The organism is Actinomadura sp. CNU-125 (assembly GCF_001942465.1).
Lineage (GTDB): Bacteria > Actinomycetota > Actinomycetes > Streptosporangiales > Streptosporangiaceae > Spirillospora.
Genome location: NZ_MKJY01000081.1, coordinates 1 through 18,259, shown reverse-complemented (window position 1 = coordinate 18,259; position 18,259 = coordinate 1). Strand labels below are relative to the sequence as shown.

General features: G+C 73.2%; 16 protein-coding genes and 3 pseudogenes. 14 read left to right on the top strand and 5 right to left on the bottom strand.

The window, feature by feature from the left end; genetic code table 11:
* Nucleotides 1-74: 74 nt before the first annotated feature.
* Nucleotides 75-914, bottom strand: a complete 840-nt coding sequence (locus BJF79_RS11120) for a sirohydrochlorin chelatase (RefSeq protein WP_083733338.1) — start codon at nucleotides 912-914, stop codon at nucleotides 75-77.
* 320 nt (nucleotides 915-1,234) lie between these two features.
* Between BJF79_RS11120 and BJF79_RS11115 the strand changes: the two genes are divergently transcribed.
* From BJF79_RS11115 to BJF79_RS11100, 4 genes are all read left to right on the top strand, one after another.
* Nucleotides 1,235-3,721 carry a nitrate- and nitrite sensing domain-containing protein gene (locus BJF79_RS11115; protein WP_075896840.1) on the top strand — a complete coding sequence of 829 codons (2,487 nt, stop codon included), beginning with the start codon at nucleotides 1,235-1,237 and terminating at the stop codon, nucleotides 3,719-3,721.
* Between the two features lie 97 nt (nucleotides 3,722-3,818).
* Complete coding sequence (locus BJF79_RS11110) at nucleotides 3,819-4,265, top strand: roadblock/LC7 domain-containing protein (RefSeq protein WP_075896838.1); 447 nt, start codon at nucleotides 3,819-3,821, stop codon at nucleotides 4,263-4,265.
* Nucleotide 4,266: 1 nt separating this feature from the next.
* Complete coding sequence (locus BJF79_RS11105; protein WP_075896836.1) at nucleotides 4,267-4,674, top strand: DUF742 domain-containing protein; 408 nt, start codon at nucleotides 4,267-4,269, stop codon at nucleotides 4,672-4,674.
* Nucleotides 4,655-5,260, top strand: coding sequence for a GTP-binding protein (locus BJF79_RS11100; protein ID WP_075896834.1), 606 nt, complete (start codon nucleotides 4,655-4,657; stop codon nucleotides 5,258-5,260). The genes BJF79_RS11105 and BJF79_RS11100 overlap by 20 nt, the downstream gene beginning before the upstream one ends.
* A gap of 302 nt (nucleotides 5,261-5,562) precedes the next feature.
* Here BJF79_RS11100 and BJF79_RS11095 read toward each other — a convergent pair whose 3' ends face one another.
* A complete protein-coding gene (locus BJF79_RS11095) occupies nucleotides 5,563-5,823 on the bottom strand; it encodes an MMPL family transporter (protein ID WP_075896832.1) in 261 nt (86 codons plus the stop codon).
* A complete protein-coding gene (locus BJF79_RS11090) occupies nucleotides 5,820-6,497 on the bottom strand; it encodes an MMPL family transporter (RefSeq protein ID WP_075896830.1) in 678 nt (225 codons plus the stop codon). Before BJF79_RS11090 ends, BJF79_RS11095 begins: the two co-directional genes overlap by 4 nt.
* 71 nt (nucleotides 6,498-6,568) lie before the next feature.
* On the opposite strand from BJF79_RS11090, the pseudogene BJF79_RS59340 reads away from it, so the two are divergent.
* From BJF79_RS59340 to BJF79_RS11055, 8 genes and pseudogenes are all read left to right on the top strand, one after another.
* Nucleotides 6,569-6,679: pseudogene (locus BJF79_RS59340) on the top strand (TetR/AcrR family transcriptional regulator); the annotation flags it as partial.
* A gap of 21 nt (nucleotides 6,680-6,700) precedes the next feature.
* Nucleotides 6,701-7,099, top strand: a complete 399-nt coding sequence (locus BJF79_RS11085) for a TetR family transcriptional regulator C-terminal domain-containing protein (protein WP_262401847.1) — start codon at nucleotides 6,701-6,703, stop codon at nucleotides 7,097-7,099.
* A gap of 425 nt (nucleotides 7,100-7,524) precedes the next feature.
* Nucleotides 7,525-8,706 (top strand): ROK family transcriptional regulator, encoded by a 1,182-nt coding sequence (locus tag BJF79_RS11080; protein ID WP_075896850.1) that lies wholly within the window; start codon nucleotides 7,525-7,527, stop codon nucleotides 8,704-8,706.
* A gap of 8 nt (nucleotides 8,707-8,714) precedes the next feature.
* The gene (locus tag BJF79_RS11075) at nucleotides 8,715-10,223 is read left to right on the top strand and encodes a sugar ABC transporter ATP-binding protein (protein ID WP_075896828.1); all 1,509 of its coding nucleotides are present in this window, start codon (nucleotides 8,715-8,717) and stop codon (nucleotides 10,221-10,223) included.
* The gene (locus BJF79_RS11070) at nucleotides 10,220-11,260 is read left to right on the top strand and encodes an ABC transporter permease (RefSeq protein ID WP_262401846.1); all 1,041 of its coding nucleotides are present in this window, start codon (nucleotides 10,220-10,222) and stop codon (nucleotides 11,258-11,260) included. Before BJF79_RS11075 ends, BJF79_RS11070 begins: the two co-directional genes overlap by 4 nt.
* Before the next feature lie 53 nt (nucleotides 11,261-11,313).
* Complete coding sequence (locus tag BJF79_RS11065) at nucleotides 11,314-12,381, top strand: ABC transporter substrate-binding protein (protein ID WP_075896846.1); 1,068 nt, start codon at nucleotides 11,314-11,316, stop codon at nucleotides 12,379-12,381.
* A gap of 66 nt (nucleotides 12,382-12,447) precedes the next feature.
* Complete coding sequence (locus tag BJF79_RS11060; protein WP_075896826.1) at nucleotides 12,448-13,602, top strand: Gfo/Idh/MocA family protein; 1,155 nt, start codon at nucleotides 12,448-12,450, stop codon at nucleotides 13,600-13,602.
* 1 nt (nucleotide 13,603) lies between these two features.
* Nucleotides 13,604-14,610 (top strand): annotated as a pseudogene (locus BJF79_RS11055) (sugar phosphate isomerase/epimerase family protein).
* Here the strand turns inward: BJF79_RS11055 and BJF79_RS11050 are convergent.
* Nucleotides 14,607-15,311, bottom strand: a complete 705-nt coding sequence (locus BJF79_RS11050) for a cupin domain-containing protein (protein ID WP_262401845.1) — start codon at nucleotides 15,309-15,311, stop codon at nucleotides 14,607-14,609. The pseudogene BJF79_RS11055 and the gene BJF79_RS11050 sit on opposite strands and share 4 nt — an antisense overlap.
* Nucleotides 15,312-15,394: 83 nt before the next feature.
* On the bottom strand, nucleotides 15,395-15,994 hold the full coding sequence (locus BJF79_RS11045) for a Uma2 family endonuclease (RefSeq protein ID WP_075896824.1): 600 nt from the start codon (nucleotides 15,992-15,994) through the stop codon (nucleotides 15,395-15,397).
* Nucleotides 15,995-16,126: 132 nt separating this feature from the next.
* On the opposite strand from BJF79_RS11045, the gene BJF79_RS11040 reads away from it, so the two are divergent.
* On the top strand, nucleotides 16,127-16,678 hold the full coding sequence (locus tag BJF79_RS11040; protein ID WP_075896822.1) for a DUF1707 domain-containing protein: 552 nt from the start codon (nucleotides 16,127-16,129) through the stop codon (nucleotides 16,676-16,678).
* Between the two features lie 1,179 nt (nucleotides 16,679-17,857).
* Nucleotides 17,858-18,259, top strand: a pseudogene (locus tag BJF79_RS11035) (hypothetical protein); the annotation flags it as partial.

The following is an 18,259-nucleotide window of genomic DNA, read 5'->3' as shown; positions in this document are numbered from 1 at the left end:
GCGGCGGGACGACGTCCCGCCGCGGCCCCCGCGTCGTGCGTGCGAGGCCCTGAGGCGCCCCCTGAGGGGCTCCGTCAGTCCGCGAGGGCGGTCGCCAGCGCCTCGACGTAGCGGAGCGCGGCGAGCCGGGCCAGCGCCGGGTGGGCGCCCAGCGGGGCCGCGTGCCCGGCGCCGATGGCGCCGCCCGCCGCCGGGACCAGCGCCGTCTCCGGCTCGATGCCGATCAGGTGCGGCGCGATCGCCACCGTCGCGGCGCCGGACGCCCGCAACTGCTCGGCGACCGCCTTCACCGCCGCCTCGTCGGACAGCGACGCGGTGAACACCGGGGCGGCCAGCCGGGACGCGAGCAGCACGCCGGTCACCTCCGCCTGCCGCACCGCGTCCGGACCGGCCGGCGTGGCGACGACGAACCCGGACGCGGCCGTCACCATCGTCATCATCCGGATCCGGTCGGCGCGCGCGAGACCGGCGTCGGCGAGCCGGTCGTGCAGCGCCTCGGCGATCAGCGGATGCGGGCCCAGCGGTTCGGCGGCGACGGCCGGCACCGGCGCGTTCGCGACGGCCGCGCGGACCGCGCCGTCCAGCGCCGGATCCGGCCCGGTGGACAGCGGGACCACCACCGCCGCGAGCTCGCCGTCCTGCCGCGGCAGCCCGGCGAGCACCCCGTGCAGGGACGCCTCGCTCCCCTCCAGGTGCCCGACATGGGCGCGCTGGCCGGTGTGCTCGATCTCGACGAGCCGGGCGAGCTCGTCCGCGATCTCCGTGCCGGGGCGCCGCGGGCCGGGAACGGCCAGGACGAGCGCGGGGGATCCGGGGGGCAGCAGGAAGGATTCGTCGCCGCGGTGGCGGCCGCCGCGGGGCGTGCGGCGGCGTCGCGACGGAAGTGCCTCGGATGCCTGGCTTTCGGGACTCACGGCGGGCATCGTAACGTCCCGCGCCGCGCCTGTCGGCGTCCCCGCCTGATGAGGCGGTATCTGTGACCCGGTCGTGAGGCGGGGGAGACAGCGGCGTAGTACCGCGTTGCGGGACGAATGACCGGTTCCTTTATCATCGCGAAAACCCTCTGCCGCCCGACGCGCGCCACGGATTCCGATGACGCTCGGTCGCCGATCACCCCGAACCTGTGACGTAGTAGGCTCCGCAGACCCCCGTACACGACGCATCGGGAGGTTTCCCCCCGCATGTTCCACCCCCGAGTGCCGAGTCCCGAACCCGTGAGCCGGGGCAGTCGCCCGTGATCGCCTCGCGTTTCTCCTCCATCCGGTCGCGGATCACGCTGCTGGTCCTCGCGCCGCTGCTGGCCGTCGCGTCGCTGTGGGCGTTCCTGACCGCCGTCACCTACGGCGACGCCCACCAGCTGCTGCAGGCCCGGGAGTTCCAGGCGAAGGCGGTCCAGCCCACGCAGCGGCTCATCGACGCGCTGCAGAAGGAGCGGCGGCTGTCGATGGGCGCGGCCGGGACCGACCGGGCGGCGCTGCGCGCGCAGCGCGTCGTCACCGACCGGGCCGCCGCGCAGGTGACCTCGGGCGCGCGGGACGAGGGCCTGCGCGACGACCTGATCCCCGAGGTCGTCCGCCGGTGGGACGTCCTGGTGACCGAACTGCGGTCGCTCGACACCGTCCGCGCCGCCGTGGACCAGGGGACGGACGGGCGCGGCACCGTCCTGCGGGACTACACCGCGCTGATCGACGCGGGCTTCGCCGTCTACACCGCCACCACCCCCGGCAACGGCGAGATCACCGCCGACGCGCAGACGCTCGTGCTGATGGGCCGCGCCCGCGAGTTCCTCGCCCGCGAGGACGCGATGCTGACCGGCGCGCTCGCCGACGGCCGGCTCAGCGCCGCCGAGCGCGGCGAGTTCGCGCAGCTCGTCGGGGCGCAGCGGTACCTGTACTCCGACAACGTCAAGAACCTCCCCGCCGCCGGGCGCGCCCGCTACGAGTCGCTCACCGGGACGGCCGAGTTCCGCCGCCTCCGCGCGCTGGAGGACCGCGTCGTCCAGGCCGAGCTCCGGCCGTCCGGCACGGTCGGCAACGGCAGCGGGACGGCCGGGGCCGGGACGGCCGGGGCCGGGACCGCCGGACGCGCCGCGCCGCCCGTCTCCCCGAACGACTGGCGCGCCTCCGCCGACGCCGTCAACGCCCGGCTCTTCGAGCTGGAGAACCAGGCCCTCGACAGCCTCACCCACCGCGCCCGCGACATCGCGATGGACGTGTTCGTCCGGCTCGGCGCCGCCGCCGGGCTCGGGCTGCTCGCGGTGGTCCTGTCCGTGCTGATCGCCGCCCGCGTCTCGCGGCGGCTGGTGCGCGAGTGCCGGACGCTCGCCGACAACGTCGTCGACTTCACCCTCCGGCGGCTGCCGAAGCTCGCCGACCAGATCCGCGCCGGACGCCCCGCCGAGGCCCGCGTGATCCGCGACGAGGACTTCCACATCAAGGAGGTCCGGCAGATCGCCGAGTCCTTCGACCGCGCCCGCGAGGCCGTCATCGTCGCCGCCGAGGGCGAGATCGCGGCGCGGCGCGGCATCAGCGAGGTCTTCGTGAACCTCGCGCGCCGCAACCAGGCCCTGCTGCACCGCCAGCTCGGCCTGCTGGACGGCATGGAGCGCCGCACCGAGGACCCGGCCGAACTGTCGGACCTGTTCCGCCTCGACCACCTCGCCACCCGCATGCGCAGGCACGCCGAGGGCCTGGTGATCCTCGCGGGCAAGACGGCGGGCCGCGGCTGGCGCCGTCCCGTCCCGCTGGTGGACGTGGTGCGCGGTGCGGTCGCCGAGGTCGAGGACTACCCGCGCGTCCGGGTGCAGCCGCTGCCGCGGGTCGCGCTGCTCGGCTCCGCCGTCGCCGACATCGTCCACCTGCTGGCCGAGGTGGTGGAGAACGCCACGACCTTCTCGCCGCCGCAGTCGCCGGTACGGGTCAGCGGGCACCCCGTCGCCAACGGGTTCGCGATCGAGGTCGAGGACCGCGGGCTCGGGATGACCGAGGAGGCGCTGCGCGTCGCGAACGCCCGGCTGGCCGACCCGCCCGAGTTCGACCCGACCGACAGCGCCCAGCTCGGCCTGTTCGTCGTGGCGCGGCTGGCCGCACGGCACGACGTCCGCGTCACGCTCCGTCCGTCCCCCTACGGGGGCACCACCGCGATCGCGCTGATCCCCGGCTCCCTCCTCGTCGAACCCGCCGAGCAGGAACGGCTCCAGCGCCGCGGCACCGGGCCGATGCCCGCGCTGCAGCCGACGGCCGCACAAGCGGCGGAGGAGACGGGCGGCGTCGTCCGGCTCGTCGCCGAGGCGGAGCCCGGCCGTCCGGAGACCGTGCCGGAGCCCGCCCCGGTGGCCGAACCGACGCCCGAACCGCCGCGCCCGGAACCGGAACCGGCGCCCGAGCCGGAGCCGCCGCTCAAGGAGGGCGAACTGCCCAAGCGCAGGCGGCAGACCCACCTGGCTCCCCAGCTCAAGGAACGGGTCGACGCGCACCTGGCCGCCCAGGGCCGCACGCCGCCCGAACCGGACGCGCCGTCCCAGCAGCCCGGCTGGGCCGGCCCGCCGCCCGTCGGACGGCACGCCGCGCCGCCGGACGCGCCGCCCGCTCCCGCCCGTCCGGAGGCGACGCCGCTGTCGGCGCCCGTCCCGCGGAGGGGACGCCGCTGTCGGCGCCCGTCCCGGCGGACGCGGCGCCCGACCAGCCGGACGGGCGCACGCCCGAGGCGCTGCGGTCGATGATGTCGGCCATGCAGCAGGGCTGGCAGCGCGGCCGGGACGAGTCCGCGGCCGGCGAACAGACCACGCAGAACCGAGGCGACCAGGAGGACGACACCCCATGACAGACGCCCAGCACTCCGGCGCGGAGCCCGTCGGCGGCGCCGGCGGTGACCTGAACTGGCTGCTCGACAGCCTCGTCGACCGCGTCGCACCCGTGCAGAACGCGGTGGTGCTGTCGAGCGACGGACTGCGGATGGCCGCGTCGCGCGGCCTCGCCCGCGAGGAGTCCGACCATCTGTCGGCCGTGGCGGCGAGCTTCCAGAGCCTCGCCCGCGGCGCCGGCGAGTCGTTCGGCGGCGGACCGGTCCGGCAGACGATCGTCGAGATGGAGTCGTCGTTCCTGTTCGTCACCGCCGCCGGGCGCGGCGCCTGCCTCGCGGTGCTCGCCGACGCCGACGCCGACCTCGGGATCATCGCCTACGAGATGGCGATGCTGGTGACCCGCGTCGGCCAGCACCTGTCCGCCGACCCCCGCGTCGCCACGATCGAGCCGGGCGGCGGCTGACATGGAACGCTCGGAGGGGGCGGGCTGGTACGACGACGCTGCCGGACCCGTCGTCCGTCCGTACGCGCTCACCGGCGGCCGGACGGACCATGACGACGCCGACAAGTTCGACATGGTCGCCCTCATCGTCGCCGCGCCGCGCCCGGCGGACGGCGCGCAGAACGACCGCGATGCCGCGTCCGGGTGGGCCCCGGAGCCGGAACATGACATGATCTTGGAGCTTTGCCGCACCCCGTTGTCGGTTGTCGAGATAGCGTCGGATCTGGAACTTCCCCTCGGAGTCGTCCGGGTCCTGCTCGGCGACCTGCTCGACCACTCGCTGATCGAAGTTCGGCGCCCCGCCCCTGTGGCGCAGTTCCCCGGCGAGCGCGTACTCAAGGAAGTGATCGATGGAATCCGTGCGCTCTGACGCGGCCGCCCCGCAGGGCGATTCCGCGCTGACCGTCAAGATCCTGGTGGCCGGCGGCTTCGGCGTCGGCAAGACCACCCTGGTGAGCGCGGTCAGCGAGATTCGTGCGCTGCGCACCGAGGAAGCGCTGACCGAGAAGAGCATCGGGATCGACGACACCAGTGCCGTCGCCCAGAAGACGACGACGACCGTCGCGATGGACTTCGGCCGCATCACGCTGCCGAACGGCCTGGTGCTCTTCGTGTTCGGCACCCCCGGCCAGGACCGGTTCTGGTTCATGTGGGACGAACTGGCCAAGGGAGCCCTCGGCGCGGTCGTCCTCGTCGACACCCGCCGGCTGGCCGACTGCTTCGCGTCGGTGGACTACTTCGAGCGCCGCGGCGTCCCCTTCATCATCGGGGTCAACCGCTTCGACGGCGCCGGGGACCACCCGCCCGACCAGGTCCGCGACGCCCTGGACCTCCCGGCGGACGTGCCGGTGATCTCCTGCGACGTCCGCGACCGGGAGGACGCCAAGCGCGTCCTCATCACCCTGGTCGAGCACATCATGCGAACCATGAGCTCCCAGCGAGCGGTCACGTACTAGTTTTGCGATGCCCTCGGCGTCAGGCCCGGGGGGGCCTTCCTTCAACGGGCACCGCGGTGCGATTGCTGCATCGCTCCGACTCGCCCAGGGGCTCGCTGCGCGATCGGATTCTCGCTTCGCTCGAATCCGGCTTCGCTCGCAATCGCAGTGGCCTCGGTCCGCTCTGGCTGAGGAGCCGGCTGAGGTAGTCGGCCACTGAGGTCGGTGCTGTGGCCCTCGGGTCGCCCGCGCTTCGGTGCGGGCGGCCCGAGGGCCTCTACCGTCCTGCGCACCCGCAAGCGATCGGCGGGCCGTGCGCGCGCCTAGTGCGCCGCGCCCGCGTGGTCCGTGCCGCGTTCGTCCTGATCCGTTCCGCGGCGTTCGTGCGGCTGCCGAAGGCCGCCTTCGTCGAGTTGGACGGCGGGAAGGGCACGGTCCAGCCAGGCGGGGATCCACCGGTTCGCCCGTCCGGCCAGGCGCATGAAGGCCGGCACCAGGACGACCCGGATCAGCGTCGCGTCCACGGCGACCGCGACGGCGAGGGCGAAGCCCATCTGCTTCACCTCCACCACGTCGGTGATCATGACAGCACCACGAATGTGAGCAGCGGCAGGTAAGCCTGGATGAATCCGCGACTGGTGAAGTCCAGCAGCGACTCTCCGACCCCGTCCTGGAAGACCCAGGTGAGCAGGCCGAACGCCGCGCCCGCCGAGAGCAGGTTCATCACGATCGCGCTGAGCGGCAGCAGCAGGCTGCGGAAGGCGAGCAGGAGCAGCAGGAACGACAGCCCGAGCACGGTCGCGAGGACGAGCGGCGTGGCGCGTTCGACCTCCTCGGCGACGTCGACGGTCTGGGCGGTGAGGCCGCCCACGACGATCCGCGTCCCGTCCGGCGGGGCGGACTCGGGGACGGCGGTCCCGCGAATCCAGCGAACGAGATCGGTGGCGGCCCGCGAGTCGGGGGCGTCCTCGGGGAACACCGTGAGGAGGGCGGCGTCGCCCCGGCCGTCGACGTCCTCGTCCAGCCCGCCGGGCCTGGTGGCGATCACCTGGATCGGGGTGGCCGCGCCCGGGGCGAACTTGGCGGAGACGATCTCGTAGCCCTTGCCCGCCGGTGAGTCGGCGACCGCGGAGGCGCCGACGTCGAAGCCCAGCCGCAGGCCCGTCACCGGCGCGACGGCGGCCAGGAGCACCAGCGCGGCGGCGCCTCCGATGACGACCGGGCGGCGCATGACCAGGGCGCTCCAGCGCGCCCACATCGAGCCGCCGCCGGCGCGCCGTAGCCCCGGAACGGCCAGGCGGTCGATCCGGTCCCCCAGCGGCCGCGGCGACGGTGTTCGCCCGGCAGGGCTACCACGGGGCCCGCATGGACGACGTCGTCGCCGAATCGGGCCTGAGCAAGGGCACCCTGTACCGGTACTTCAAGAGCAAAGAGGAACTGGCCGTCGCGCTGGTGCATCAGATGCTCGACGCCGAGCACCGCGAACTCGTCCTCGCCGCCGACGGCGACGGTCCGGCGCTCGAACGGCTGGAACTGGTCACGCGGACGTTCGCGCGCAACCTGACGCGGGCTCCCGAACACGCGCCGCTGTCCCTGGAACTGCTGACCCTGGCCCAGCGCGTCCCCGAGATCAAGGACTGCTTCACCGCCCACCACCGGCACTTCATCGAGCGGCTGCGCGCGATTCTCGCGGACGTGCCCGCCCACGGCGACGACGTCGGCGGCGAGGTCGACGCCGCGGCGCCGGCCCTGGCGGCCATCGCCGACGGCCTGGTGGTGCACTGGACACTTTCCAGCTCCGGATTCGACCTGGAGGCGCGGCTCCGGGAGGCCGTGTCCGCGGTGATCCGCGGCCTCTAGAGCCCCGGCGAGCCGGATTCGGCGGTCGCCCGCGATCGCACCTGTGCGTCTGCCTCCCGGGAGGCCGTGCGGGCGGCTTTGTCTTTTTAGTGGACGAAGTTTGAACGATCTCGCCGAAAGGTCTTCTCAACACGGCGAAAGTCGGGTTATCTTCTCCGCACCGAACCGGCGCCGCCGGCCCGACGGGGCCCGGCTGCGAACCGGTCGGAGACGAGAAATCCACATCAACCAACACGGCGACCACCCATGACCCGGACCACTGCGATTGCGTCCGAAGGCAGGTTCGAGCGAAGCGAGAACCTGATCGCGAAGCGAGCCCCTGGGCGAGTCGGAGCGATGCAGCAATCGCGGCAAGGCCCGTTGAAGGAAGGCCCCCTGGGGCCTGACGCCGAGGGCGTTGCAATAGATAAGGCAGGCAGATGCGCATGACGGCTCGTCCGCAGAACGTGCATCAGGCACGGCTGCTGCGGCTGCTGCGCGACGAGGGGCCGCGGTCGCGCGCCGAGCTGGGCGACGTCGTCAAGCTGTCGCGCTCGAAGCTGGCGGTCGAGCTGGACCGGCTCGTCGAGCTGGGGCTGGTCGAGGGGGCCGGCCTGGCGGCGTCGCGGGGCGGGCGGCGGTCGGGCATCGTGCGGTTGTCGCCGCGGCTGCGGTTCGTCGCGTTCGACATCGGTGCGACGTCGATAGACGTCGCGGTGACCGACGGGGAACTCGAACTGCTCGGGCACGTCAACGAGCCGTGCGACGTGCGGCAGGGGGCGACGGTCGTGCTGGAGCGGGCGCTCGACCTGCTCGGCAAGCTCCGCGACGAGGGGCTGATCGACCAGGTGCACGGGACGGGCATCGGGGTGCCGGGGCCGGTCAGCTTCCGCGACGGCATGCCGGTCGTCCCGCCGATCATGCCGGGCTGGGACCGGTTCCCCGTGCGGGACGCCATCGGCCAGGAGCTCGGCTGCCCGGTGCTCGTCGACAACGACGTGAACCTGATGGCGCTCGGCGAGCTGACGTCCGGGGTGGCGCGGTCGGTGGACGACTTCCTGCTCGTCAAGATCGGGACGGGCATCGGCTGCGGCATCGTGGTCGACAAGGCCATCTACCGGGGTGTTTCGGGCAGTGCGGGCGACATCGGGCACATCAGGGTCGATGACGACGGACCGGTGTGCGCGTGCGGCAACTCGGGGTGCCTGGAGGCGTACTTCGGTGGTGCGGCGCTCGCGCGGGACGCCCGGGCGGCGGCGGAGTCGGGCGAGTCGGTGCATCTCGCGGCGCTGCTGGAGACGCACGGCGAGCTGACCGGCGAGCACGTGTCGGTCGCGGCGGCCGCGGGCGATCCCGCGGCGGTGCGGATCATCCGGGAGGGCGGGCGGCACGTCGGCCAGGTCCTCGCCGGGCTCGTCAGTTTCTTCAACCCCGGACTCGTGATCATCGCGGGCGGTGTCGCGGGGCTCGGCCACACGCTGCTGGCCGAGATCCGCAGCGTCGTCTACCGCCGGTCGGCGCCGCTCGCCACCGGCAACCTGCCCATCGTGCTGTCCGAACTCGCCGGGGCCGCCGGCGTGGTCGGCGGCGCCCGGCTCATCAGCGACCACGTCTTCTCCACCGCCTAGGAGTCCCGATGGGCGATCCACTGCTGCGGATGCGCGGCATCGTCAAGCAGTTCCCCGGCGTCCGCGCCCTGGACGGCGTCGACCTCGACGTCCTCCCGGGCGAGGTGCACTGCCTGCTCGGGCAGAACGGCGCCGGCAAATCCACGTTGATCAAGGTGCTCGCGGGCGCGCACCAGCCGGACGAGGGCGAGATCGTCTTCGCCGGGGAGACGGTGCGGCTCGCCGGGCCGACCGCCGCCATGCGAGCCGGAATCGCCACCATCTACCAGGAACTGGACCTGGTGGACGGCCTGTCGGTGGCCGACAACATCTTCCTCGGGCACGAGAAGGCGTCGTTCGGGTTCACCCGGCGGGGCGACGCGGAGCGGGCGGCGCGCGAGCTGCTCGGCCGGCTGGGGCACGGCGAGATCCCGCCGCGGCGGGAGGCCGGGCGGCTCCCGGCGGCGGGCAAGCAGGTCGTGAGCATGGCGCGGGCCCTGTCGCACGACGCGAAGCTGATCGTGATGGACGAGCCGTCGGCGGCGCTCGCGCACGACGAGGTGGGCAACCTGTTCCGGATCATCCGGGAGCTGACGGCGGCGGGCGTCGCCGTGGTGTACATCTCCCACCGGCTGGAGGAGATCCGCGAGATCGGCGACCGGGTCACGGTGCTGAAGGACGGACGGTCCGTCGCGGGGAACCTCCCGGCGAAGACGACGTCGACCGACAAGGTCGTGTCGCTGATGACCGGACGGGACGTCGAGTACGTGTTCCCCGAGCGGCCGGAGGCGACCGAGGGCGCCGAGGTGCTGCGGGTCGAGGACCTGACGGTCCCGGGTGCGTTCGCGGACGTGTCGCTGACGGTGCGCGCGGGCGAGATCGTCGGCCTCGCGGGGCTGGTCGGGTCGGGCCGCTCGGAGATCCTCGAAACGGTCTACGGCGCGCGGCGTCCCGCGAAGGGCCGGGTGCTCGTGGACGGGCGCCGCGTGCGTCCGGGCGACACCGGCGCGGCCGTCCGGCGCGGCATGGGCATGGCGCCGGAGGAACGCAAGAGCCAGGCGCTGCTGCCGAACGAGACGGTCGCCGCGAACGTGACCGTCGCGGGCCTCGGCCGGTACTCCCGGCTCGGCTGGTTCGACCGCCGCCGCGAGCAGGACGACGTGCGGCGGCAGATTGAGTCGCTGGACATCCGCCCGCCCGACCCGCGGCGGCCCGTCGTGACGCTGTCGGGCGGCAACCAGCAGAAGGTCGTGCTGGCCCGCTGGCTGCTCGGCTCCGATGACCTGCGGCTGCTGATCCTGGACGAGCCCACCCGCGGTGTCGACGTCGGCGCGCGCGCGGAGCTGTACGCGGTGATCCGGGAGCTGGCGTCGCGGGGCATCGCGGTGCTGCTGGTGTCGAGCGAGGTGCCCGAGGTGCTGGGGCTGGCCGACCGGGTCCTGGTCGTCCGCGAGGGGCGGGTCGTGCACACCGGCGACGCCCGCGACCTCGACGAGGCCGCCGTACTCAACATGATCATGGAAGGGAGCGCGCTTTGAGTGACGCGGGCGTGGACGAGCGCGGCGAGGCGCCCGTCTCGGTGGGCGAGCAGGCACCGGAGGCGAGGGCGCCGGACGTCCGGTGGTGGCGGCGTCCGCCGCTCGACGACACCCGGCACCTCGGGCTCGTCCTGGCGCTGCTGCTGCTGTGCGCCGTCGGGGCGATCACGCAGCCGGACAACTTCCTGACCACCGGGAACACGGTCGGCATCCTGGTCCTCGCGGCCACCATCGGCGTGATCACCGTCGGCCAGACGTTCGTGATCATCGGCGGCGGGATCGACCTGTCGGTCGGGTCGGTGATGGCGCTGGCGTCGGTGTGGGCCACGACGGTGGCCACCCAGTCCTACGGGCCCGCGGTGATGGCGATCTGCGCGATCCTCGTCGGGACGGGCGCGGGCGTCGTCAGCGGGCTGCTGATCTCCTACGGACGGCTCGTCCCGTTCATCGCGACGCTGGCGATGCTCGTCGCGGCGCGCGGGCTGGCGCAGCGGCTGTCGGACCGCCGCACCCAGCTGGTGCAGCCGGAGAACAGCGCGATCGTGGAACTGTCCACGACGAAGGTGCTCGGGCTGCCGCTGGTCGTGTACATCTTCCTGGCCATCGGCGCCGCCGGGTGGGTGCTGCTCAACCGGACGACGTTCGGGCGCCGGACGTTCGCGGTCGGCGGCAACCCGGAGGCGGCGCGGCTCGCCGGCATCGACGTCCGCCGCCACACGCTGCTGCTGTACGCCCTGTCCGGGTTCTGCTGCGGCGTCGCGGCGATCATCATCATGGCCCGCACGACGACCGGTTCCAGCACCCACGGCGACCTGTACGAGCTGGACGCCATCGCCGCGGTGATCATCGGCGGGACGCTGCTGACCGGCGGCCGCGGCACCGTCATCGGGTCGATCCTCGGCGTGCTGGTGTTCACCCTCATCACGAACCTGTTCATCCTCAACGGCCTGCAGACCAGCGACCAGCTGATCGCCAAGGGCGCGATCATCGTCGTCGCCGTGCTGCTGCAGCGCCGGGCGCTCCGCTCGCCCACCTGACGTCCCCCCGCCCGGATCCCGTGCCGACCCCCACCCCCGATCAGGAGCACGACATGCGCGATCAGAGCAGCCCGTCCCGTCCGAGCCGCAGAGGCGTCCTGTTCGGCGGCGCCGTCGTCGCCGCCGGTGGCTTCGCCGCGGCCTGCACCAGCAACGCCGAACCGTCCGACGGCGGCACCGCCGCGCAGGGCGGCACGCTGCAAGGCGACAACGACAAGCCCGGCAAGAAGGTCACGATCGGGTTCTCGGCCCCGGCCGCCGACCACGGCTGGATGGCGGCGATCGCCAAGGACGCCGAGGCGCAGGCCAAGAAGTACACCGATGTCGACTGGAAGCCGGTCGAGCCGACCAACGACATCAACCAGCAGATCTCCGCCGTCGAGTCGCTGATCCAGGCGAAGGTGAACGCGCTGGTCATCCTGCCGAACGACGGCGAGCAGCTGAACCAGGTCGCCCGCAAGGCGATGGACGCCGGCATCCCGGTGATCAACCTGGACCGCGTCTTCCCCGACAAGCTCTCCTACCGGACGTGGCTCGGCGGCGACAACTACGGCATGGGCGTCTCCGCGGGCCACTACATCGGCAAGAAGCTGAAGGACGCGGGCACGTCGAACCCGGTCATCGTCGAGGTGCAGGGCATCGCGACGCTGCCCCTCACCCAGGACCGCAGCAAGGGCTTCGCCGACACGCTGAAGACCTACGGGTTCGAGGTCACCGACCAGCAGGCCGCGGAGTTCACCGTGGAGTCCGGCAACCAGGTCACCACCAACCTGCTGTCGGCCCACAAGAAGATCGACGCGCTGTGGAACCACGACGACGACCAGGGCGTCGGCGTCCTCGCCGCGATCACCCAGTCCGGACGCGACGACTTCTTCATGGTCGGCGGCGCCGGTTCGGCCAACGCCATGCGGGAGATCAAGAAGGGCGGGGTGCTGGAGGCGACCGTCACCTACCCGCCGACGATGGCCGGTTCGGCGGTCAAGCTCGCGCGGCTGATCGCGCAGGGCAAGGGCATGGCCGACCTCGTCGAGTTGCAGGTCCCGCAGTCGATCACGCTTTCGTCCGAGACGATCACCAAGGCGAACGTCGACACGTACATGCCGCTCGGCTTCGAATCCTGAGCCGGACGGGCCGCGTCCCGGACCCGTCCGGGCCCGTCCCGGGCGAACACTGAGAGGTGAGCTGAATTGACGACCGTCGGAGTCGGGATGGTCGGGCATGCGTTCATGGGGCGCGCCCACTCCCAGGCGTGGCGCAGCGTCGGGCCGTTCTTCGACCCGCCGCTGACCCCCGTGATGACCGCCCTCGCCGGGCGCGACGCCGGACGCACCGGCGCCGCGGCCCGCGCGCTCGGCTGGGCGTCCGCCGAGACCGACTGGAAGGAGCTGCTGCGCCGCGACGACGTGCAGCTCGTCGACGTCTGCACGCCGGGCGACAGCCACGCCGAGATCGCGGTCGCCGCGCTCGACGCGGGCAAGCACGTGCTGTGCGAGAAGCCGCTCGCCAACACCGTCGCCGAGGCCGAGTCGATGGTCGCCGCCGCCGAACGGGCCCGCGCGCGCGGCGTCCGCTCGATGGTCGGGTTCAACTACCGGCGCGTCCCGGCCGTCACGCTCGCGCGCCGGCTGGTCGCCGAGGGCCGCATCGGGACCGTCCGGCAGATCCGGGCGCAGTACCTGCAGGACTGGCTGACGGACCCGGAGTCGCCGCACACCTGGCGGCTGGACCGTGCCAGGGCCGGATCCGGCGCGCTCGGCGACATCGGCGCGCACATCATCGACACCGCCCAGTTCGTCACCGGGCACGCGCTGACCGGCGTCACCGCGCTGACCGACACCTTCACCCACGAGCGTCCGCTGCCCGGCGGCGGGACCGCCCCGGTGACGGTGGACGACGCCGCGCTGTTCCTGGCGCGGACGGACGGCGGCGCGCTCGCGACGTTCGAGGCGACGCGCGTCGCGTCCGGGCGCAAGAACGCCCTGCGGATCGAGGTCAGCGGCTCGGCCGGCGCCCTGTCGTTCGACCTGGAGTCGCTGAACGAGTTGTGGCTCCACGACGCGACGGAGGACGCGGTGACCGCCGGGTTCCGCCGGATCGTCGTCACCGAGGACGTCCACCCCTACGCGGGGGCGTGGTGGCCGCCCGGTCACATGCTCGGTTACGAGCACACCTTCACCCACCAGATGGCCGACCTGCTCACCGCCATCGCCGACGGCACCGACCCCAGCCCGTCGTTCGCCGACGGGCTGCGGGTGCAGCGGGTGCTGGCGGCCGTCGAGCGCAGCGCCGCCGCGAACGGCGGCTGGACCACCGTCGAATCCAGCGTCGAAGGGACCGCGTGACATGCCGCGACCGATCACCCTGTTCACCGGCCAGTGGGCGGACCTGCCGTTCGAGGAGGTCTGCCGGCTCGCGTCCGGCTGGGGCTACGAGGGCCTGGAGATCGCCTGCTGGGGCGACCACTTCGAGGTCGACAAGGCCCTCGCCGACGACTCCTACATCCCCGCCAAACTGGAGACGCTCGCCGCGCACGGCCTGAAGGTGTGGGCGATCTCCAACCACCTCGTCGGGCAGGCCGTCTGCGACATCCCCGACGAACGCCACCAGCGATCCTGCCGGAGCGCATCTGGGGCGACGGCGAAGCCGAGGGCGTCCGGCGGCGCGCCGCCGAAGAGATCAAGGACACCGCGCGGGCCGCCGCGAAACTCGGCGTCGACACCGTCATCGGGTTCACCGGCTCCTCGATCTGGCACACCGTCGCGATGTTCCCGCCCACCCCCGACGCGATGATCGACCGCGGCTTCGCCGACTTCGCCGACCGCTGGAACCCGATCCTGGACGTCTTCGACGAGGTCGGCGTCCGGTTCGCGCACGAGGTCCACCCGAGCGAGATCGCCTACGACTACCACTCGACCGTCCGGACGCTCGAAGCGATCGGCCACCGTCCCGCGTTCGGCCTCAACTTCGACCCGTCGCACTTCGTGTGGCAGGAACTCGACGTCGTCGGTTTCCTGTTCGACTTCCGCGACCGGATCTACCACGTCGACTGCAAGGACACGAAGGTCCGCACCGGCGACGGGCGCCGCGGCCGACTGTCGTCGCACCTGCCGTGGGGGGACCTGCGGCGCGGGTGGGACTTCATCTCGACCGGCCGCGGCGACGTCCCGTGGGAGGACGTGTTCCGCGCGCTGAACTCCATCGGCTACGACGGCCCCGTCTCGATCGAATGGGAGGACGCGGGGATGGACCGCCTGCAGGGCGCGCCGGAAGCGCTCGCGTTCGTCCGGGCCCTCAACGCGATGGAGCCGCCGACGGCCTCGTTCGACGCGGCGTTCGCGAAGGACGACTAGGGCGACCCGGGCGCCGCGCGGAAGTCGGCGTCGTCGAAGCCGGGGGAGACCACGCAGCCGACGAGGACCTCCTCCGGCCCGGCGGGGCGCGCCGCCTGCCACGTCCCGGCGGGGACGACGGCCTGCGGCGCCTGCCCGGCCGCGACGTCCGCGCCGACGACGATCGTCTCCGGCTCGCCGGGGCGCTCGCCGTCCCCGCCCAGGAGCAGGTGCAGCGGTCCGCCGCGATGCCACAGCCACAGCTCGGCGGACCGCACCACATGCCACATCGCCTCCTCGCCCGGCGGCAGCAGGAAGTAGATCCCGGTCGCGCTCACCCGCCCGCCCGGGTAGCCGTCCGGGACGAACCGGACGTCCGAGCGCCACGTCTCCCGGTACCAGCCGCCCTCGGAACGGGGGAGCAGGTCGAGCGCCGCGGCCGTCGCGGGGCGGTCGAGCACCGCCGTGTGCCGTCCGTCCGGGCCGCGCCGCAGGTACCGGACGCGCGTCGCGGTCGTCCGGTCGAGCACGGCGCGCGGCGGCCGGATCCCGGGCGCCGGGTCCAGCGTCACCGCGAGGACCTGCCCCTCGGGGAAGGCGTCGTCGGCGACGGCGAGCAGGTCCCGCTCGTCCTCAGGCGCCCACACACCCCCCGCCTCCGGCAGGACGAACCGTGGCCCGGGCTGGGCGCGCCAGCCGTCCAGTGTCACCAGCAGCAGCATGGGGTCAGTCCACCATGGTCAGGACGACCTTGCCCGTGACGTCCCCGCCGACGCGCGGTCGGCACATCGAACGCGGCGGACGATCACTCCATCTCGGCCAGCCGGGCCGGATCGAACACGATCGGGAACGGCCGTTCGACCTCGACCGTCTCCCCGGACCGCACACGCCGGACGATCTCGTACCGCCCGTCCGCGATCTCCATCAGCGTCACCGTGGGCCGCGGCTCCAGGTCGACGAGCCAGTAGTGCGGGATCCCTGTCGCGGCGTACTCTTCGACCTTGTGCACCCGGTCGGTCCGCTCGTTGCCCGTGCGCGGCGTCACGACCTCGGCGACGAAGATCAGATCGGGCCCGTAGTAGGTGCGGGTACGGCGTTCGAGGGCCAGCCGCGCCACGTCGCGGGCGACGGCGAACACGTCCGGCTTGCGGACGCCCGCGCGCGTCGTCACGTCCTGCGGCGCCCCGGCCACATGGACGTCCGCGTCCGCCTGCCGGGCCGCGTCCTTCAGGATCCCCTTCAGCCGCTCGGCCGCGTGGTCGTGCCACACGTCGCCCGGCAGTTCGCTCAGCCACCCGTCGGCGAGCTCGTGCCGGCGCCCGTCCTCGGGCAGCGAATCCAGGTCGTACAGCGTGTAAGGGCCGTGCGCGCGGCCGGGCGCTCCCCCTGCGGCGACTACGTGCATGTCCGAAAACTAGCGCGGCGGACGTCCGATCTCCGTGATCACGCGGCGGGGTGGCCGGATTTGGCGATATGTCTCGATGATCGGGGCTGCCCGGGTTAAGATACATCTCGTCTTGCTCGAAGGAGAGATGCGATGAGCGTCCAGCACCAGCCCCTCCGCGCCTCCGACCGCGACCGCGACGAGGTGCTCGTCCGGCTCCACACCGCATACGCCGAAGGCCGGCTCAGCGAGACGGAACTGGACGAGCGCATCGACCTCACCCTCGCCGCCCGCACCCACGACGACCTCGGCCGCGTCTCGGCCGACCTCCCCGGCCCCCGCCCCGCCCCCGCCCCGGGCATCCCGGCGGGCCGCCTGCAGGTCGCGTACAAGGACACCGTCACGCGCGGCGGCCGCTGGTGCGTCCCCGACGCGTTCACGTCCGTCGTCTACAAGGGCCGCGCGCTGCTCGACCTGCGCGCCGCCGAACTCACCGGCCCCGTCACGACCCTCCGCGTCGTCGCGTACAAGTCGACGGTCGAGATCGTCGTCCCGGCGGGCGTCCACGTCGAGGCCACCGGGATGGGCGTCTCCACGGACGTGGACGGCGCCCCGGCGCCCGGCGCGCCGATCGTCCGCGTCCAGGGCCTCGCGTACAAGGGCCGCATCGAAGCGAAGAGCACCCGCGAGTACTCTGCAGCCTGACCCACCGCAGGCGTACACACCTGGCGGGCGGGCCCTTTCACGACGGGCCCGAGCGAAGAGCCGGACCCGGCAACCGCCCCGGCAGACCGCAGCGCCGTCCCGACCGAAGAACGCGCAGGTGGTCGCCCCTCGGTGGTCGGCCCGATCAGCGAGCGCGGGCGGGCGGTCGCCTCGCCGGGCGAGCCACATGGCCCGTCGCGGGTCCGACTCGCGAGGCGGGCCGTCTCATGGTGGTAGGCCTGATCGGCGAGCGGAGTGTCGTGGGCCAAGCACCGGTTCGGGGGGCGCCTTCCACACGGGTCGGGCCGACCGGTGACGTGACGGGAGCCGTGCGGGCGACCGCCTTCGCGGGTGCGGTATTCGCGGCGGCCGACCGCGGCGGGGCCGTGCGGACGGGGGCGGGTGCGACGAGTGTCGCATTCGCGAATGTGCACGGTGAGTCCTTTCGGGCTGACTCATCGGCATATTTCGGCCGTTGCCCGCAAAAGGTGATAGAACCCTCAAGCGGCCCCGATCGGTAGCCGTTCACCTCAATGTCAGAACAGACCCCCGTGTGACACGGTTTGATGGTGTGCCATCACCCATGGCCCGAAAAGGAGCGCGTGTGACGGCGAGGAGCCCGCAGCAGGACGAGGCACGCTCCGACGACCCGACCGACTCCCGCGAGGTCCGGCGCCGCCTGACGTTCGGCGTCGCCGCCGACCTCCCGGCCTCCCTGTCACCCTGGCAGCGCGCCCTCGAAGCCTGGCGCGCCGCCGGAATTCCGTGGCGCCACGCGCCCGAACCCGATGAGCCGTCCGCTGTGCAGCCGACGAAGCCCGGACGGGGTGAGAAGGGCCCGCCGAAGCCGTCGAAGCCCGCCGCCGCGCCCGAACCGATCGTGCGGGCGCCGAAGACCGTTCCCGGAACCGCTCCGGCATTGGAAGACGAGGTCAAGGAGAAAGTGGACGCCGAAGTTCGTGACTCGAAGCCGGAGTCGGCACCTGCGGTGGCCGAGCCGGCACGCGCTCTCACGGCCGCGCAGAACGACACGGGCGGGAAACCGGAAGCCGACGTGGCGGAGCGACCGGCGCCCGCGCGTGCCGAGGAAGGCCCGGCCACGGGCCCGGCCGAGGCACCGCGAAAGGCGTCCAGGCCGGGCGGGGCGAAGCGCACGCGTCGTCCGGCGGTCCGGGGATCGTGGCGCTGGCGGCCAAGCGGCGCAAGCCCGCCGAACCGCCCGCCGCCGCCGAGCCGCGGCCCGCGAAGCCGGACTCCGCGAAGCCGGATCCCGCAGGACCGAAAGCCGCGAAGCCGCAGCCCGCGAAGCCGGAGCCCGCGACGGCGGGGGCCGCCGAGCGGGAGCCCGCGAAGGCGAAGTCCGCGAAGTCCGAGTCGGCGAAGCCGGGGTCCGCGAGGGCGAAGGCCGCGGAGCTTGAGACCGTGAGGCCGGAGCCCGCGAAGACGAAGTCCGCGGAGCCCGAGTCCGCGAAGGCGAAGGCCGCGAAGTCGGAGCCTGCGAAGTCGGAGACCGCGAAGGCGAAGGCCGCGAAGCAGGCGCCCGCGGAGGCGAAGGCCGCGAAGGCGAAGGCCGCGAAGGCG

Bases quoted from the DNA above. Each gene is read 5' to 3' on its own strand.
- BJF79_RS11110 (WP_075896838.1), top strand. From the start codon at position 3,819: ATGACAGACGCCCAGCACTCCGGCGCGGAGCCCGTCGGCGGCGCCGGC.
- BJF79_RS11105 (WP_075896836.1), top strand. From the start codon at position 4,267: ATGGAACGCTCGGAGGGGGCGGGCTGGTACGACGACGCTGCCGGACCC.
- BJF79_RS11100 (WP_075896834.1), top strand. From the start codon at position 4,655: ATGGAATCCGTGCGCTCTGACGCGGCCGCCCCGCAGGGCGATTCCGCG.
- BJF79_RS11095 (WP_075896832.1), bottom strand. From the start codon at position 5,823: ATGATCACCGACGTGGTGGAGGTGAAGCAGATGGGCTTCGCCCTCGCC.
- BJF79_RS11090 (WP_075896830.1), bottom strand. From the start codon at position 6,497: ATGTGGGCGCGCTGGAGCGCCCTGGTCATGCGCCGCCCGGTCGTCATC.
- BJF79_RS11085 (WP_262401847.1), top strand. From the start codon at position 6,701: ATGCTCGACGCCGAGCACCGCGAACTCGTCCTCGCCGCCGACGGCGAC.
- BJF79_RS11080 (WP_075896850.1), top strand. From the start codon at position 7,525: ATGACGGCTCGTCCGCAGAACGTGCATCAGGCACGGCTGCTGCGGCTG.
- BJF79_RS11075 (WP_075896828.1), top strand. From the start codon at position 8,715: ATGGGCGATCCACTGCTGCGGATGCGCGGCATCGTCAAGCAGTTCCCC.
- BJF79_RS11065 (WP_075896846.1), top strand. From the start codon at position 11,314: ATGCGCGATCAGAGCAGCCCGTCCCGTCCGAGCCGCAGAGGCGTCCTG.
- BJF79_RS11050 (WP_262401845.1), bottom strand. From the start codon at position 15,311: ATGCTGCTGCTGGTGACACTGGACGGCTGGCGCGCCCAGCCCGGGCCA.
- BJF79_RS11045 (WP_075896824.1), bottom strand. From the start codon at position 15,994: ATGCACGTAGTCGCCGCAGGGGGAGCGCCCGGCCGCGCGCACGGCCCT.
- BJF79_RS11040 (WP_075896822.1), top strand. From the start codon at position 16,127: ATGAGCGTCCAGCACCAGCCCCTCCGCGCCTCCGACCGCGACCGCGAC.